Below are 16,116 nucleotides of genomic sequence, written 5' to 3' on the forward strand. Positions count from 1 at the left end.
GCGCGACGGGAGATAATGCCGTGATCGAAGCCAATCGCATCGCCGCCATTCTGCTTGCGGCCGGCCGTTCCGATCGCTTCGGAAGCGATAAGCTGCTTGCACTGGTGCGCGACGAACCGGTCGCGGTCGTTGCGGCGAAAAGCCTGCTCGCGATTGAGCCCGGCCGCCTGCTCGCCGTCTGCCGCGCGGGAAGCGACATCGCCGCGCTTCTGTCGGACCTCGGGTTCGAAATCGTCACCAACCCCGACCCCGCGCGCGGACTGTCTTCGTCGCTCGCCCTCGCGATCGAGCGGGCCGGGGAGTCGAACGTCGATGCGGCGCTGGTGGCGCTCGGCGACATGCCGTTCGTCGGACCGCAGCATATCAAATCGCTGCTGGCAGCGTTCGACCCCGCAAAGGCGCCAATCGTCGCGTCGGGACGTGACGGCATTGCCATGCCGCCGGCGCTTTTCGCACGTTCGCATTTCGCGGCGCTGCGCAACATCGAAGGCGATCGCGGGGGCCGCGCGTTGCTCGCCGGCGCCCTTCTCGTGGCCGGGGATCCGCTCGAACTCGCCGACATCGACCGTCCCGAAGACCTGCGCTGAGCGAAGCCGCTCGTCACGCGAGGTCCGGCAGCTTGTCGATCAGCTTGTCGAGCGTGACCGGGTAGTTCCGCACCCGAACGCCCGTCGCATGATAGACGGCGTTGGCGACCGCGGCCGCGACGCCGCAGATGCCGAGTTCACCGACGCCCTTGGCTTTCATCGGCGACGTCGTGGGATCGACTTCGTCGAGGAAGATCACCTCCTGGTGCGGAATGTCGGCATGGACGGGGACTTCGTAGCCGGCGAGGTCATGATTGACGAAGAAGCCGAACCTCTTGTCGACGGCCAGCTCCTCCATCAGCGCCGCACCGGCGCCCATTGTCATCGCGCCGATGACCTGGCTGCGCGCGGCCTTGGGGTTGAGGATGCGTCCGGCGGCGCAGACCGCGAGCATACGGCGCACCCGTATCTCGCCCGTCGCCGCGTCGACGCCGACTTCGCAGAAATGCGCGCCGAAGGTCGATTGCTGATATTTTTGGGCGAGGTCGCCATATTCCATCATATCCTCGGCGACGAAATCGCCGTCGGCCGCGGCCTTCGCGAGCGCGACGCTCTTGCCGCCGGCGCGGACTTTACCGTTATCGAAGACCGCGGTCGCGGGGTCGAGGCCGAGCTTTTCGGCGATGGTCGTGCGCAACTTGGCACATGCCGCATAGACGCCGGCGGTCGAACTGTTCGCTCCCCACTGGCCGCCCGAGCCCGCCGATACCGGAAAGACCGAGTCGCCGAGCCGCACGTCGACCCGGTCGAGCGGCACGCCGAGCATCTCGGCGGCGGTCTGCGCGATGATCGTGTAGCTGCCCGTGCCGATGTCGGTCATGTCGGTTTCGACCGTCACCATGCCGTGTCGGTCGAGCCTCACGCGCGCCGCCGATTTTTCGTTGAGATTGTTGCGGAAGGCGGCAGCGACGCCCATGCCGACCAGCCAGCGTCCGTCGCGCGTGACGCCGGGTTTCGCCTTGCGGCCCTTCCAGCCGAATTTCTCGGCGCCGAGCTCGAGGCACTCATTGAGCCGGCGCTGCGAAAAGCGCCGCTCGGGCTTTTCGGGGTCGACCTGCGTGTCGTTGAGCACGCGGAAAGCGACCGGATCGAGGCCGAGCTTTTCCGCCATTTCATCGATCGCGATTTCGAGCGCCATCATCCCCGGTGCTTCGCCGGGCGCGCGCATCGCATTGCCTTCGGGAAGGTCGAGCGTCGCGAGGCGCATCGCGGTCATCCGGTTGGGCGCGGCGTAAAGCAGCCGGGTTTGCGCGACCGCGGTTTCGGGGCTGCCGCCCTTCAGGTCGCCCGACCAGCTTTCGTGCCCGATCGCGGTGAGCTTGCCGTCGGTCGTCGCGCCGAGGCGGATGCGCTGGATCGTCGCGGGGCGGTGCGTCGTGTTGTTGGTCATGAGCGGCCGCTGCAGCGCCACCTTCACCGGACGACCCGCGGCTTTGGCGCCGAGCGCGGCGAGCAGCGCGTCGGAGCGGATGAACAATTTTCCGCCGAAGCCGCCACCGATGTAGGGCGAGACCAGCCGGACATTCTCCTTGGGAATGCCCAGCGTCTTCGCCATGTCGCCGACCGACCAGGCGACCATCTGGTTCGACGTCCACAGCGTGAGCTTGTCGCCGTCCCAGCTCGCGATCGACGCGTGCGGTTCCATCATCGCATGGCTGTGATCGGGCGTCGTATAGCGCGCGTCGAGCTTGACCGGCGCGCTCGCGAAGGCCGTATCGAAATCGCCGAAGCGCGTGTCGGCCTCGGTGCCGAAGGCGGCGGCGGGTTTGACCGCGCCGTCCATCGATTTCGCGAGGTCGAAATTCCCCTTCGCGCGATCATATCGGACGCGAACGAGCGCGGCGGCCGCGCGCGCCTGCTCGAAGCTTTCCGCGACCACCAGCGCGACGGCTTGGTGATAATGTTCGATGTCGGGGCCGCCGAGCAGGCGGGCGGTGTTGAAGTCGCCCTTGCCAAGCTTCCCCGCATTTGCCGCCGTCACGACGGCGAGGACGCCGGGAGCGGCTTTCGCGGCGTCGAGATCCATCGAGGCTATGCGGCCCTTGGCGATCGCCGAGCCGACGACATAGCCATAGGCCTGGTTCGGCACGACATCGTGCCGCTCATAAGCATAGGGTGCGGTGCCGCTTGTCTTGAGCGGGCCGTCGATGCGGTTCGTGGGCTTGCCGACGATCTTCAGCCGGTCGATCGGATTGTCGGTTGCGGGCGTGTCGAACTTCATGGGCTCAACCCTTCGCTTGCGTCAGCACCGCGGCGAGCGTTCGCTCGACCAGCGGCAGCTTATAGGCATTTTCGTGGCTCGTTTTCGCGCCGGCGAGGAGCGCCGAAGCGGCGGCCTTGGCGCCGCGTGGCAACTCGGCGTCGGCGGCCGGGACGCGCCACGGTTTGTACCCGACCCCGCCGAGCGCGACGCGCCCGCTGCCGTCGCGCTGGATCACCGCGCCGACCGAGATCAGCGCGAAGGCATAAGAGGCGCGGTCCCGGACCTTGTGATAGATGTGGGTACCCCCGAGCGGTTTCGGCAGCGTCACCGCGGTGATGAGCTCGCCCGGCGCGAGCACCGTTTCGAGATGCGGAGTGTTGCCCGGCGCGCGATAGAAATCGGCGAGGGCGATGCTGCGGGCCTTGCCCGCCGCGTCGACCGTCTCGACCGCGGCGTCGAGCGCCTGCATCGCGACCGCCATGTCGCTGGGGTGGGTGGCGATGCACGCCTCGCTTGCGCCGATCACGGCATGCAGGCGGCTGAACCCGCCGATCGCGGCGCAGCCGCTGCCGGGCTTGCGCTTGTTGCACGGCTGGTTGGTGTCGTAGAAATAGGGGCAGCGTGTGCGCTGGAGCAGGTTGCCGGCGGTGGTCGCCTTGTTGCGGAGCTGCCCCGAAGCCCCGGCGACGAGCGCGCGCGACAAGAGGCCATAGTCGCGCCGGACGCGGGGGTCGGCTGCGAGATCGGTGTTGCGCACCATCGCGCCGATGCGCAGCCCGCCCGCGCTGGTCGCCTCGATCTTGTCGAAGCCGAGGCGGCTCACGTCGACCAGATGCGCCGGCGTTTCGATCTCGAGCTTCATCAGGTCGAGAAGGTTGGTGCCGCCCGCGATGAAGCGTGCGCCCGGAGTGCGCGCGAAGGCGGCGGTTGCCGCGGCGGGCGTCGCGGCGCGTTCGTAGGTGAAGCTTTTCATGCCTTCACTTCCGCGACATCGGCGATCGCATCGATGATGTTCGAATAGGCGCCGCAGCGGCAGATGTTGCCGCTCATCCGCTCGCGAAGTTCGCTTGCCGTAACCTTGGGCGCTTCGCTCAAATCCGCCGTGACATGGCTGGGGATGCCTGCTTCGATTTCGCCCAGGACCGCGACCGCCGAACAAATCTGGCCGGGGGTGCAATAGCCGCATTGATAGCCGTCGTGGACGACGAAGGCTTGCTGCATCGGATGGAGATTGCCGGGAAGCCCAAGCCCCTCGATCGTCGTGATCTTGTCCCCGTCGTGCTGCACGGCGAGGGACAGGCAGCTGTTGATCCGGCGGCCGTCGGCGATGACGGTGCAGGCACCGCATTGACCATGATCGCAACCCTTTTTGGTCCCCGTCAGCCGCAGATGTTCGCGAAGCGCATCGAGCAGCGTCGTGCGCGTGTCGAGTTCGAGCTCATGTGCTGCGCCGTTGACCTCGAAGCTGACACGTGCGGTCGGCGGTCGCTCCTTCGTTCTTGCGGGTTGAGCTTCGGCCGCCGGCGCACCCGCCGCGGTGGTGGCGGCGACCGATACGGCGCCACCGGCGAGCAGCCCGCGACGCGAGATGGGGAAATTCTCGGATGTCGACATTGCAGTTCCCATCATCTTATTTCCGCGCGACGGCTCCGCCGCGCTTGTTCTTACAAATGAATGCAAAGCGGGACGATGCGTTGCCACGCCCCAGACGATTTCGGGTCGCCAAAAGGATAGCATAAGCTGCGAGGTTTCTTCAATCGGCGAGCCATGGCCTTCCGGTTGCTCCATCGCGCGTTGCCCGAAGAAGCGTTGCAGCTTGTCGAAAGGGATTACGTCCACACGGTCGTAGAGATCGACGCGACCGGCGCCAGGGAGGATTAGCAGTTCCTTCGGCTCGTTGGCTGCTTCGTAAGCGGTTTCGCTGAAATAGCGCGAGTGTGCTTCTCGCCATTGATGATTGGCCGCGTGTCCCGCATTCTAGGGGCATGAACAGGACATCTCGCCAAAGCCCAAAGGGGCTGCGCCAATTTATGGATCCCGACCAGCAGGACGAATGGCTGGAGGGGCGGGGGAAATCGACCGACGCCGAAGAACGGCAGGATTCGATCGAGCAGCGGATGAAATATGCGCCGCGTTTCCAGAAGCTGCTTCGCCGGCCGCAGGCGCCCGAACTCTTCGCGATTCTGGAGCTATACGGCCGGATCTGCCTTCCCATGCCGCGCACGACCGAGCGATATTATTGGTCGGTTTCCTGCCTGCCATCCACATCCGACAAGCCCTTGGTCCGCGTCAACGCAAGCTGGATGGAGCTGTTCACCCTCTATGCCGACGGCGACGATCTTCGCGCCCGGTTCATTGTCCACCTTTCGGATTGCACGACCGACGGGTCGCTCGCGCCGGAAAGGGTCGACCGGAGCTTTCTCGAGCGGAGCGTGCGCGCGCCCGAGAATCTGAGCTATTCCTTTTCAAGCGGTGCGGACATTTTCATCGTCAAGATACGCGGCTCGGCCTCGATCCGCGAATTCCTCGCGGTCCCGCGCGCGCTACGCGCTGTCCGGCGATTCAACCTGACCCATATGAACCGCGGCAGGAACGCCTATCAGGCCAGCCATTCCTATAGCGTGGCCGATTTTATGCTGGGCGAGGGCGTTCCCTGACATGCGATGATCCGCGCGGGCGGCGGCGGCGGCCGCCCGCGCGCGGCATCAGTGGCGTCCGAGCTCGTCGCGGCCGACGACCATATAATGGACCTCGTCGGGACCGTCGGCGAAGCGCAGGTGGCGGACGTCGGCATAAAGGTCGGCGAGCGGGGTCCAGTGCGAGATGCCCGTCGCGCCGTGGATCTGGATCGCCTGGTCGATGATCTGGCAGACGCGTTCGGGAACCATCGCCTTGGCCATGCTGACCCACACGCGCGCCTCGCGGTTGCCAAGCAGGTCCATCGCCTTTGCCGCCTTCAATACGATCAGCCGCATCGCCTCGATCTCGACGCGCGCGCGGGCGATCACTTCCAGATTCTTGCCGAGCTGCGATAGCGGGCGGCCGAAGGCGGTGCGCGAATTGCCGCGCTTGACCATCAGGTCGAGCGCGACCTCGGCCTTGCCGATCGTGCGCATGCAGTGATGGATGCGGCCCGGGCCGAGGCGCATCTGCGAAATCTCGAACCCGCGGCCCTCGCCGAGCAGGATATTCTCGCGCGGCACGCGGACATTGTCGAAGCGCATGTGCATGTGACCCTGCGGCGCGTGGTCGGCACCGAACACGCGCATCGGGCCGAGCACCTGCACGCCCGGCGTGTCCATCGGCACCAGAATCTGCGAATGCTGGCCCTTGCGTGAGGCTTCGGGGTTGGTCTTGAGCATGCAGATCAGGATTTTGCAGCGCGGATCGCCCGCGCCGCTGATGAAATATTTCTCGCCGTTGATGACCCACTCATCGCCTTCGAGGTGCGCGCTCGTCTCCAAGTTGCTCGCATCGGACGAGGCGACGCCGGGTTCGGTCATTACATAGGCCGAACGGATTTCGCCGTTGAGCAGCGGCTTGAGCCAGCGGTCCTTCTGCTCGGGCGTGCCGACCATTTCGAGCACTTCCATATTGCCCGTGTCGGGTGCCGAGCAGTTCAGCGATTCGGACGCGAGCGGCGACTTGCCGAGTTCGGCGGCGATATAGGCATAGTCGAGGTTGCTGAGCGGGGTGCCGGTGTCGCCGTGCGGCAGGAAGAAATTCCACAGGCCCGCCGCCTTCGCCTTGTTCTTTGCGCCTTCGAGCAATTCGAGTTGCCCGGGCGCCCAACTCCAGCGGTCGGCGCGGCCTTCGCCCAGCCGGAAAAATTCCTCGGTGATCGGATCGACATTGTCGGCGATGTGGCGCTTCACCGCATCGAAGAGCGGCTGCGCTTCCTTCGACATGCGCAGGTCGTTGAGTTCGGCCTGAAGTTCGATTTCGGTCATTTGGGTCTCCAGCAGATTTTCGCCGGAGAAGGTAACGGCACTATGTCATCAAGGAAAATGATAGGGTCGAATAATCCATATTCATTTGACGAATGTCATTCGGCTTTTGCGAATTCATCGACGATGATCGCGCGCAGCCAGCCAAGTCCGGGATCGGCCTGCGCCGCCTGATGCCAATAGAGGTAGCTGCCGCCGGGTTCGACCGGCAGCGGCAGGTCGAGAAGCTGCATCGGCCACATCGCGTCGAGCACCGCGGCGTGCGATTTGGGGAGCGCGAAGAGCATGTCGGACGCGGCGACGATCTGCCAGGCGGTGATCGCGTGCTGGCAGCGCACCGCGACGCGCCGCGCGAGGCCCATGCGGTCGAGCGCCATATCCTCGATCCCCGGGCCATAGGGCCGCGCCGTCGCGACGATATGGTCGAGCGTCAGATAGGTATCGAGGTCGATCGCGCCCGCGACGCGCGGATGCCCCTGGCGCGCGACGACGACAAGCGGTTCTGCGCCGAGATAATGGCGGCATAGCCGGTCATCGGCGGGCAGCGCGACGTCGAGCGCGAGGTCGAGGTCGCCGTTCGCGAGCATCGTCACGAGTTCGCGGCGCCGGAAGGTCACGCTGGCGAGCGCGACATGCGGCGCCTCGGCGCGCACGCGCGCGACCAGCGACGAAAAGCGTGGCATTTCGCCCGACAGCCGCACCCCGATGCGGAACTCGCGAGTGGTTTGTGCAGGCTCGAACGCGGTGGCGGCGTCGAGCGCGGCGTCGAGCCCACGCAGCGCCTCGCGCACCGGCCCCGCGATGGCGCGCGCGGCGGAGGTCGGAACGAGGCGATTGCCCTGCCGCACGAAGAGCGGATCGTCGAACTGGGTGCGCAGCCGTGCGAGGGCGTGACTGATCGCCGGCTGCGACAGGTTGAGGTGCCGCGCCGCGGCCGACACCCCGCCCTTGGCGAAGATCGCGTCGAAAATGCGCAGCAGGTTGAGATCGAACCGGGCGAGATGCCGCAAGGCCTGCTCCTAGGCGGAGCCAGCGCGGGATCGATAGCCGATCCCGGTGCGATCGCGTCGATCAGTCAATCGTGCTCGCCAGTTCGCGGTTGAGCCACAGCGCGACGAGTGTACCGAGCGCGCCCGACAGCAGATAGGCGCCCGCCGCGATCAGCCCGAACTGGCTCGACAGCCAGAGCGCGACCATCGGCGCGAAACCGGCGCCGAACAGCCAGGCGAGGTCGGATGTGAAGGCCGATCCGGTATAGCGGTGGCGCGGATGGAAGTTCGACGAGAGCGCACCCGACGACTGGCCGAACGACAGGCCGAGAAGCGCGAAGCCGAGAATCATGAACGTCGCTTCGCCGAATTGGCCCGCGTCGAGCAGTTGCGGCGCGAAGCCGCTGAACGCCGCGATGCCCGCGGCCGTGACCGCGAGCAGGTTACGGCGGCCGACACGGTCGGCGAGGATACCCGACGCGATGATCGCGATGACGCCGACGACCGCAGCGATCGCTTCGATCACCAGAAAGCGCACCGGGCTTTCGTCGGTGAACAGGAACACCCACGACAGCGGATAGACGGTGACCATGTGGAACATCGCGAAGCTGGCGAGCGGCGCGAAGGTGCCGATGACGATCGTCTTCCATTCCGAGCGCACCGTTTCGAGCAGGGGTGCGGGCTGGAGCGCGCGGTTCTCGAACAGTTCGGCATATTCGGGGGTCACGACGATGCGCAGCCGCGCGAACAGCGCGACGACGTTGATCGCGAAGGCGACGAAGAAGGGATAGCGCCAGCCCCACGCGAGGAAATCCTCGGCCGGAAGCGCCGAGATCAGGAACATGAAGAGCAGGCTGGCGACGATGAGGCCGAGCGGCGCGCCGAGCTGCGGGATCATCGCATACCAGCCGCGGCGGTTTTCGGGAGCGTTGATCGCGAGCAGCGAGGCGAGGCCGTCCCACGATCCGCCGAGCGCGACGCCCTGGCCCATGCGGAACAGCGCGAGGAACAGCGCGGCGCCGATGCCGACCGATTCGTAGCTCGGCAGGAAGGCGATCGCCGCGGTCGAACCGCCGAGCAGGAAGAGCGCGATGGTGAGCTTGGCGCCGCGGCCGTAGGCGCGGTCGATTGCGGTGAAGATGATCGTCCCGACCGGGCGCGCGACGAAGGCGAGCGCGAAGATCGCGAAGGACCAGAGCGTGCCCGTCAGCGGGTCGAGATGCGGGAAGACGAGTTTCGGGAACACCAGCACCGACGCGATGGCATAGACGAAGAAGTCGAAGAACTCCGACGTCCGCCCGATGATGACGCCGATCGCGATCTCGGCGGGATCGATGCGGTGGCTGCCGTCCTCGGCGCCGTGGAGGGCGCGGGCATCGCGTTCGGCCTCGGTGGTGGGGACGGTGTCGGCAGCCATGGTAACAATCCTTGAGCTGGCGCCCTCCGCAGGACAGGATGCGGCGGCACGAGTCGGTCATAGGGCAGAATCGCCCCGAATGAAAATGCCCCTGCGCGATGATGGACGATCGCGGGATTGGACAAAATGTCCTATGTGCAGTGCAACAAAGGAGGCCTAGGCGCGCATCATGCCAAGCAATCTCCCCCGTTTTTCCGCCCGATTGCGGCTGTTGCCGCTGCTCGCCGCGCTGCCCCTTTTGTCGGGGTGCGGGCTGATCGTGCTCGATCCCGCCGGCGACGTCGCGCGCCAGCAGGGCGATCTGATCGTCCTGTCGACGGTGCTGATGCTGCTGATCATCGTGCCGGTGATGGCGCTGACGATCTTCTTCGCGTGGAAATATCGCGCGTCGAACAAGGAGGCGACCTACAAGCCCGACTGGGATCACTCGACCCAGCTCGAACTCGTCATCTGGTCGGCGCCGCTGCTGATCATCATCTGCCTTGGCGCGGTGACGTGGGTCGCGACGCATTTGCTCGACCCCTATCGCCCGCTCGCGCGCACCGCGCCGGGCCAGCCGGTCGCGGCGGAGGTCAAGCCGCTCGACGTGCAGGTCGTCGCGCTCGACTGGAAATGGCTGTTTATCTACCCCGAACAGGGCGTCGCGACGGTTAACGAGCTGGCGCTGCCGGTGAACCGGCCGGTGCGGTTCCGTATCTCTTCTTCGTCGGTGATGAACAGCTTTTACGTGCCAGCGCTCGCGGGGCAGATTTACGCGATGCCGGGCATGGAAACCAAGCTGCACGGCGTGTTCGACAAGACCGGCGAGTTTGAGGGTTTTTCGGCCAATTATTCGGGCTGGGGCTTTTCGAACATGCGCTTTGCGGTGAAGAGCCTGCCCGCGGGCGAGTTCGACAAATGGGTCGCGGCGACGAAAGCCTCGGCCGAAGGCGACCTCAGCCGCGCCGAATATCTGAAGCTCGAAAAGCCGACGCACAAGGAGCCGATCCGCCGTTTCGCCGCGAGCGATCCGCAATTGTTCGACGCGGTCGTCAACATGTGCGTCGAGCCCGGCAAGATGTGCATGCACGACATGATGTCGCTCGATGCCGCGGGCGGCGCGGGCATCGCGGGCATCGGCAATGTCCGGCAGGTCACCTATGACAAGTTCGCCGCGCGCGGCACCGTCGAGGCTGCACGCTGGAGCATGCGCTATGTCGCCGCCTATTGCAGCTCGCCGGTGATGTCGAACGACCGGCCCGACGCGAAGCCCGTGGCGCCGGAAATGCTGAAGGGCGAGGGGCTTCCGGTCCCGGCCAGGCCCGAACGCACCGCGCTCAACGCGCCCGCCGCCCGCCCGATGTCCTGAACGAGCCGAGACCCTTATGATCCCGCATCCCGCACCCGAAACCGGTCCGATCCTCGGCAAGCTGTCGCTCGAGGCGCTGCCGCTCCACGAGCCGATCCTCGTCATCACCTTCATCGGCGTCGTCCTTGGCGGCATCGCGGTGCTCGGCCTGATCACCAAATTCCGCCTGTGGGGCTATTTGTGGACCGAATGGTTCACCACCGTCGACCACAAGCGCATCGGGATCATGTACATGATCCTCGGGCTGATCATGTTCCTGCGCGGCTTTGCCGACGCGATCATGATGCGTTTGCAGCAGGCGATGGCGTTCGGCGGGTCCGAAGGTTATCTGACCCCGCACCATTATGACCAGGTGTTCACCGCGCACGGCGTGATCATGATCTTCTTCGTCGCGATGCCGTTCATCACCGGGATCATGAACTATATCGTCCCGCTCCAGATCGGCGCGCGCGACGTCAGCTTTCCCTTCCTCAACAATTTCAGCTTCTGGATGACGACCGCGGGCGCGGTGCTGACGATGATCTCCTTGTTCGTCGGCGAATATGCACAGACCGGCTGGCTCGCCTATCCGCCGCTGTCGGGGATCGCCTACAGCCCCAATGTCGGCGTCGACTATTATATCTGGGGCTTACAGATAGCCGGCGTCGGCACCACCCTGTCGGGCATCAACCTGATCGTCACCATCCTGAAGCTGCGCGCGCCGGGCATGGGATTGATGAAGATGCCGGTGTTCACCTGGACCTCGCTCTGCGCGAACATCCTGATCGTCGCCAGCTTCCCGATCCTGACCGCGACGCTCGTGCTCTTGAGCCTCGACCGCTATGTCGGCACCAATTTCTTCACCAACGACCTCGGCGGATCGCCGATGATGTATGTGAACCTGATCTGGATCTGGGGGCACCCCGAGGTTTATATCCTCGTGCTGCCGCTGTTCGGGGTCTTTTCAGAAGTCACCTCGACCTTCTCGGGCAAAAGGCTCTTCGGCTATACGTCGATGGTCTATGCGACGATCTGTATCACGATCCTGTCGTATCTCGTCTGGCTGCACCATTTCTTCACCATGGGGTCGGGGGCCAGCGTCAACAGCTTCTTCGGCATTACGACGATGGTGATCTCGATCCCGACCGGGGCCAAGCTCTTCAACTGGCTGTTCACCATGTATCGCGGCCGCATCCGCTTCGAACTGCCGATGATGTGGACGGTCGCCTTCATGCTGACCTTCGTCATCGGCGGCATGACCGGGGTGCTGCTCGCGGTGCCCCCCGCCGACTTCGTGCTCCACAACTCGCTCTTCCTGATCGCGCACTTCCATAATGTGATCATCGGGGGCGTCTTGTTCGGCCTGTTCGCGGCGATCAACTATTGGTGGCCCAAGGCGTTCGGCTACAAGCTCGACGTCTTCTGGGGCAAGATCAGCTTCTGGTGCTGGGTCGTCGGCTTCTGGGTCGCCTTCACGCCGCTCTATATCCTTGGCCTGATGGGCGTGACGCGGCGGATGCGCGTGTTCGACGATCCGAGCCTGCAAATCTGGTTCGTGATCGCGGGCGTCGGCGCGCTGATCGTCGCGGCGGGCATCGGTGCGATGCTGGTCCAGTTCGGTGTCAGCATCTGGCGCCGCAAGGAGCTGCGCGACACCACGAACGGCGATCCGTGGGACGGCCGCACGCTCGAATGGGCGACCAGCTCGCCGCCGCCCGACTATAATTTCGCCTTCACGCCGGTGATCCACGACCTTGACGCATGGTACGACATGAAGACGCGCGGGGCCCGGCGGCCGGTCGATGGCTATCGCGACATCCATATGCCGAGCAACACCGGGACGGGGATGATCCTGTCGGGCTTCTGCCTCGTCATGGGTTTCGCGCTGGTCTGGCACATCTGGTGGCTGGTCGCGCTGAGCTTTGCGGCGACGATCGTCGGCGCGATCTATCACACCTTCAACTACAAGCGCGATTTCGACATTCCGGCGGCGACGGTCACCGCGGTCGAGGACGCGCGGACCCGCCAGCTGGCGGCCGGAGCCTGATGCGATGAGTGCCAAGACCATCACCGCCGACGCGCCCGTCCAGTTCTACGACCTCGACGAGCATGCGCATCCCGAGGGGCACAGCACGATGCTGGGCTTCTGGATCTATCTGATGAGCGACTGCCTCATCTTTGCGATCCTCTTCGCCTGCTACGCCGTGCTCGGCGGCAGCTATGCCGCGGGGCCGGCGCCGAAGGATCTGTTCGACCTCAAGCTCATTGCGCTCAACACCGCGATGCTGCTCTTCTCGTCGATCACCTATGGTTTTGCGGTGCTGCAGATGCAGCAGGGCAAGGTGAAGGGGGTCCAGCTCTGGCTCGCGGTCACCGGACTGTTCGGCCTCGCCTTCCTTGGAATCGAGCTTTACGAATTCCACCATCTGATCGAGATCGGCGCGGGGCCACAGCGCAGCGCCTTCCTGTCGAGTTTCTTCACGCTTGTCGGCACTCACGGGCTGCATGTCACCTTCGGCATTATCTGGCTCGTGACACTGATGTTCCAGCTCTCGAAGCACGGGCTGATCGCCGCGAACAAGCGCCGCGTGATGTGCCTGTCGATGTTCTGGCACTTCCTCGACGTCGTGTGGATCGGCGTCTTCACCTTTGTCTATCTGATGGGAGTGCTGCGATGAGCGCCGATCCTCACGCTACGCACCACGAGATCGAGATGCCGCACGCGTCGATGCGCGACTATGTCATCGGGTTCGTGCTGTCGGTGATCCTGACCGCGATCCCCTTCTGGCTGGTGATGACGATGCCGCTCAGCGCAGGCGCGACGGGCGCGGTCATCATGGGCTTCGCGGTGGTGCAGATCGTCGTCCACATGATCTTCTTTCTCCACATGACGCCCAAGGCCGAGGGCGGCTGGTCGCTGACCTCGCTCGTCTTCACGATCATCGTCGTGGTGATCATGCTCGCGGGGTCGCTGTGGGTGATGCACCATCTCAACACCAATATGATGCCGATGCCGCACGAGCCGACCAGTCAGACGACGAGTCAGGTGCCTTGACACGCACCCGCCGCGCGGCCTTTGCCGCGGCGGCGCTGATCGCGGCGATCGGTCTCGCGGCGCTCGGCGTCTGGCAGATCGAACGGCGCGCGTGGAAGCACGAGCTGATCGCGGCAGTCGAGACGCGCATTCATGCGCCGCCCGTCGCGGCACCGGGGCCGGATCGATGGGATGCGGTCAATGCGAAGGACGACGCCTATCGGCGGGTCACCGCGTCGGGGACATTCCGGCACGATCGCGAGACGCTGGTGCAGGCGGTGACCGAGCGCGGCGCGGGCTATTGGGTGGTCACCCCGCTCGAAACGCCGGGCTTCGCTTTGCTCGTCAATCGCGGCTTTGTGTCCAAGGACCGGCAGGATGCGACAGCGCGCGCGGCGGGCAATGTCGCGGGTCCGGTGACGGTGACAGGCCTGCTGCGCGTAACCGAACCCGGCGGCGCCTTTCTCCGGTCGAACGATCCGGCGGCCGGTCGCTGGTTTTCGCGCGATGTCGCGGCGATCGCGCGGGCGAGGGGACTGGGCCGGACCGCACCCTATTTCGTCGATGCCGACGCTTCGCCGAACCCCGGCGGCTATCCGGTCGGCGGGCTGACGGTGGTGCGTTTTCGCGACCATCACATGGTCTATGCGCTGACCTGGTTCGCGCTTTGTGCGCTCAGCCTCTTTTTTGCGTGGCGGCTGTGGCGTATTCGCGAATGATGACCGACCCGACGATCCTGCCGGCGGCGCCCGCCCGGGTTCCCGCGGGCCGCCGTAACATGACGCTGCTGATCCAGCTGCGCTGGCTCGCGGTCGGTGGGCAGCTCGCGACGATCGGGGTCGTCAGCGGGCCGATGGCGATTTCGCTGCCGCGCGCGCCCTTGCTCGCGGCGATCCTCGTGCTGATCGCGATCAACTTCGCGAGCGCCGCCTTGCTCCGCCGCGGTCGCGGCGTAACCAATGCCGAGCTCACCGCGGCGCTGCTGTTCGACGTCGCGGCGCTCGGCTGGCAGCTCCACCATAGCGGCGGCCTCGCCAATCCCTTCGCCTCGCTCTTCCTGCTCCAGATCGTGATCGGCGCGATCCTGCTCACCCCGCGCTCGTCGTGGGCGATCGTCGCGGCGGCATTGGCAGCGCTCGCGGCGCTGCGCGTCGATCCGACGCCGCTCGTCCTGCCGCCCGCCTATGCGGACGATCCGATGGGGCTTTATCTGCAGGGCAGCTTCGTCTGCTTCCTGCTGATCGCGGTGCTGCTCGTCGCCTTCGTGACGCGGATCAGCCGCAACTTGCGCGACAGCGATGCCGCGCTCGCGGCGAGCCGTCAGCGCGCGGCGGAGGAGGATCATATCGTGCGTATGGGCCTGCTCGCATCGGGTGCGGCGCACGAGCTGGGCACGCCGCTGTCGACGCTATCGGTGCTGATCGGCGACTGGCAGGCGGCGCCGCGGCTGAAAGACGACCGCGAGCTTCAGGAAGATCTCGCCGACATGGATGCGGCGGTGCAACGCTGCAAGGCGATCGTGAGCGGCATCCTGATGTCGGCGGGCGAGGCGCGCGGCGAGGCGCCGCGGCTCACCACGATCCGCGCGGCGTTCAACGAAATCGTCGCGCACACGCGCGCGGTGCGCCGTCCCGGCACGGTCGAATTCAACGACCGCTTCGGCGCCGACGTCGCGATCGTCTCCGATCCGGCGCTGCGGCAGGTGATCGGCAACGTCCTCGACAATGCGGCCGAGGTGTCACCCGACTGGACCGGCTTCACGACCTCGCGCGACGGTGACATGCTGGTGATCGAGATCGCCGACCGCGGGCCCGGCTTCAGTGCCGAGATGCTCGAGAATTTCGGCCAGCCCTATCGTTCGACCAAGGGACGCCCCGGCGGCGGGCTCGGCCTGTTCCTGCTCGTCAATGTGCTGCGCAAGCTCGGCGGCGGCGCCAGCGTTTCCAATCGCGATGCCGGCGGCGCGCTGGTGCGGATGTTCCTGCCGATTTCGGCGCTCGCCCCGCCCGGTGGAGGCAAGGCATGACCCACACCCCAAGCGACCCGCGCCAATTGCTGATCGTCGAGGATGACGACGCCTTCGCCCGCACGCTGAAACGCTCGTTCGAGCGGCGCGGCTATGTGGTCGAGGCCGCGCGCAGCCCCGAGGAGATGGACGCGCTGCTCGCGACCTTCCGGCCGGGCTATGCGGTGGTCGATCTGAAGCTCGGCGGCGCGTCGGGGCTCGCGTGCGTTCAGACGCTGCGCGCGCTCGATCCGGCGATGCGGATCGTCGTGCTCACCGGCTTTGCGAGCATCGCGACCGCGGTCGAGGCGATCAAATTGGGCGCGTCCTATTATCTCGCCAAACCGTCGAACACCGACGATATCGAGGCGGCGTTCGAACGGTCGGAGGGCAATGCCGAAACGCCGGTGGGCGACCGCCAATCGTCGATCAAGACGGTCGAGTGGGAGCATATCCACCAGGTGTTGGTCGAGACCGATTTCAACATTTCGGAGACGGCGCGCCGGCTGGGGATGCACCGGCGGACCTTGGCGCGAAAGCTGGAGAAACGGCAGATACGTTAGGGCGAAGGGCGCCAACCATGATCCGTTCGCCCTGAGCCTGTCGA

Annotated in this window: 15 protein-coding genes; 9 read left to right on the forward strand and 6 right to left on the reverse strand. The window is 65.7% G+C overall.

The window, feature by feature from the left end; genetic code table 11:
* Window positions 1-20: 20 nt before the first annotated feature.
* Window positions 21-587: a nucleotidyltransferase family protein gene (locus VFG17_RS20495; protein ID WP_325031218.1), complete on the forward strand. Its 567-nt coding sequence runs from the start codon at window positions 21-23 to the stop codon at window positions 585-587.
* 13 nt (window positions 588-600) lie between these two features.
* On the opposite strand, the gene paoC is transcribed toward VFG17_RS20495, so the two are convergent.
* The 3 genes from paoC to paoA are packed head-to-tail and all read right to left on the reverse strand — an operon-like array spanning window position 601 to window position 4,404.
* Window positions 601-2,808, reverse strand: coding sequence for an aldehyde oxidoreductase molybdenum-binding subunit PaoC (gene paoC, locus VFG17_RS20500; protein ID WP_325031219.1), 2,208 nt, complete (start codon window positions 2,806-2,808; stop codon window positions 601-603).
* A 4-nt stretch (window positions 2,809-2,812) separates the two neighbouring features.
* The gene (locus VFG17_RS20505) at window positions 2,813-3,763 is read right to left on the reverse strand and encodes a xanthine dehydrogenase family protein subunit M (protein ID WP_325031220.1); all 951 of its coding nucleotides are present in this window, start codon (window positions 3,761-3,763) and stop codon (window positions 2,813-2,815) included.
* Window positions 3,760-4,404: an aldehyde dehydrogenase iron-sulfur subunit PaoA gene (gene paoA / locus VFG17_RS20510; RefSeq protein WP_325031221.1), complete on the reverse strand. Its 645-nt coding sequence runs from the start codon at window positions 4,402-4,404 to the stop codon at window positions 3,760-3,762. The genes VFG17_RS20505 and paoA overlap by 4 nt, the downstream gene beginning before the upstream one ends.
* A 416-nt stretch (window positions 4,405-4,820) precedes the next feature.
* On the opposite strand from paoA, the gene VFG17_RS20515 reads away from it, so the two are divergent.
* On the forward strand, window positions 4,821-5,447 hold the full coding sequence (locus tag VFG17_RS20515; RefSeq protein ID WP_325031222.1) for a hypothetical protein: 627 nt from the start codon (window positions 4,821-4,823) through the stop codon (window positions 5,445-5,447).
* A 48-nt stretch (window positions 5,448-5,495) separates the two neighbouring features.
* On the opposite strand, the gene VFG17_RS20520 is transcribed toward VFG17_RS20515, so the two are convergent.
* The 3 genes from VFG17_RS20520 to VFG17_RS20530 all read right to left on the reverse strand — a co-directional run bounded on the left by VFG17_RS20520 (window position 5,496) and on the right by VFG17_RS20530 (window position 9,143).
* On the reverse strand, window positions 5,496-6,740 hold the full coding sequence (locus VFG17_RS20520) for an acyl-CoA dehydrogenase family protein (RefSeq protein WP_325031223.1): 1,245 nt from the start codon (window positions 6,738-6,740) through the stop codon (window positions 5,496-5,498).
* A gap of 95 nt (window positions 6,741-6,835) precedes the next feature.
* Window positions 6,836-7,747: a LysR family transcriptional regulator gene (locus VFG17_RS20525; protein WP_325031224.1), complete on the reverse strand. Its 912-nt coding sequence runs from the start codon at window positions 7,745-7,747 to the stop codon at window positions 6,836-6,838.
* Between the two features lie 61 nt (window positions 7,748-7,808).
* The gene (locus VFG17_RS20530; protein ID WP_325031225.1) at window positions 7,809-9,143 is read right to left on the reverse strand and encodes an MFS transporter; all 1,335 of its coding nucleotides are present in this window, start codon (window positions 9,141-9,143) and stop codon (window positions 7,809-7,811) included.
* A gap of 169 nt (window positions 9,144-9,312) precedes the next feature.
* On the opposite strand from VFG17_RS20530, the gene cyoA reads away from it, so the two are divergent.
* Genes cyoA through VFG17_RS20565 form a run of 7 tightly spaced genes read left to right on the forward strand, consistent with a single transcriptional unit; the run spans window position 9,313 to window position 16,072 of the window.
* Window positions 9,313-10,491, forward strand: coding sequence for a ubiquinol oxidase subunit II (cyoA, locus tag VFG17_RS20535; protein WP_325031226.1), 1,179 nt, complete (start codon window positions 9,313-9,315; stop codon window positions 10,489-10,491).
* Between the two features lie 16 nt (window positions 10,492-10,507).
* Entirely contained in the window at window positions 10,508-12,517 is a 2,010-nt protein-coding gene (gene cyoB, locus VFG17_RS20540) for a cytochrome o ubiquinol oxidase subunit I (RefSeq protein ID WP_325031227.1), read from the forward strand.
* Between the two features lie 4 nt (window positions 12,518-12,521).
* Window positions 12,522-13,148, forward strand: a complete 627-nt coding sequence (cyoC, locus tag VFG17_RS20545) for a cytochrome o ubiquinol oxidase subunit III (protein WP_325031228.1) — start codon at window positions 12,522-12,524, stop codon at window positions 13,146-13,148.
* Window positions 13,145-13,525, forward strand: coding sequence for a cytochrome o ubiquinol oxidase subunit IV (gene cyoD / locus VFG17_RS20550; protein ID WP_325031229.1), 381 nt, complete (start codon window positions 13,145-13,147; stop codon window positions 13,523-13,525). The genes cyoC and cyoD overlap by 4 nt, the downstream gene beginning before the upstream one ends.
* A complete protein-coding gene (locus tag VFG17_RS20555) occupies window positions 13,522-14,223 on the forward strand; it encodes an SURF1 family protein (protein WP_325031230.1) in 702 nt (233 codons plus the stop codon). The genes cyoD and VFG17_RS20555 overlap by 4 nt, the downstream gene beginning before the upstream one ends.
* A complete protein-coding gene (locus tag VFG17_RS20560; protein ID WP_325031430.1) occupies window positions 14,223-15,530 on the forward strand; it encodes an ATP-binding protein in 1,308 nt (435 codons plus the stop codon). Before VFG17_RS20555 ends, VFG17_RS20560 begins: the two co-directional genes overlap by 1 nt.
* Window positions 15,527-16,072 (forward strand): response regulator transcription factor, encoded by a 546-nt coding sequence (locus tag VFG17_RS20565; RefSeq protein ID WP_325031231.1) that lies wholly within the window; start codon window positions 15,527-15,529, stop codon window positions 16,070-16,072. The genes VFG17_RS20560 and VFG17_RS20565 overlap by 4 nt, the downstream gene beginning before the upstream one ends.
* Window positions 16,073-16,116 lie beyond the last annotated feature (44 nt).

It is taken from the genome of Sphingopyxis sp., from assembly GCF_035686825.1.
GTDB lineage: Bacteria > Pseudomonadota > Alphaproteobacteria > Sphingomonadales > Sphingomonadaceae > Sphingopyxis.

Bases quoted from the DNA above. Each gene is read 5' to 3' on its own strand.
- cyoB (WP_325031227.1), top strand. From the start codon at position 10,508: ATGATCCCGCATCCCGCACCCGAAACCGGTCCGATCCTCGGCAAGCTG.
- VFG17_RS20505 (WP_325031220.1), bottom strand. From the start codon at position 3,763: ATGAAAAGCTTCACCTACGAACGCGCCGCGACGCCCGCCGCGGCAACC.
- VFG17_RS20560 (WP_325031430.1), top strand. From the start codon at position 14,223: ATGACCGACCCGACGATCCTGCCGGCGGCGCCCGCCCGGGTTCCCGCG.
- paoA (WP_325031221.1), bottom strand. From the start codon at position 4,404: ATGTCGACATCCGAGAATTTCCCCATCTCGCGTCGCGGGCTGCTCGCC.
- VFG17_RS20515 (WP_325031222.1), top strand. From the start codon at position 4,821: ATGGATCCCGACCAGCAGGACGAATGGCTGGAGGGGCGGGGGAAATCG.
- cyoA (WP_325031226.1), top strand. From the start codon at position 9,313: ATGCCAAGCAATCTCCCCCGTTTTTCCGCCCGATTGCGGCTGTTGCCG.
- VFG17_RS20530 (WP_325031225.1), bottom strand. From the start codon at position 9,143: ATGGCTGCCGACACCGTCCCCACCACCGAGGCCGAACGCGATGCCCGC.
- cyoC (WP_325031228.1), top strand. From the start codon at position 12,522: ATGAGTGCCAAGACCATCACCGCCGACGCGCCCGTCCAGTTCTACGAC.
- VFG17_RS20520 (WP_325031223.1), bottom strand. From the start codon at position 6,740: ATGACCGAAATCGAACTTCAGGCCGAACTCAACGACCTGCGCATGTCG.
- cyoD (WP_325031229.1), top strand. From the start codon at position 13,145: ATGAGCGCCGATCCTCACGCTACGCACCACGAGATCGAGATGCCGCAC.
- paoC (WP_325031219.1), bottom strand. From the start codon at position 2,808: ATGAAGTTCGACACGCCCGCAACCGACAATCCGATCGACCGGCTGAAG.
- VFG17_RS20565 (WP_325031231.1), top strand. From the start codon at position 15,527: ATGACCCACACCCCAAGCGACCCGCGCCAATTGCTGATCGTCGAGGAT.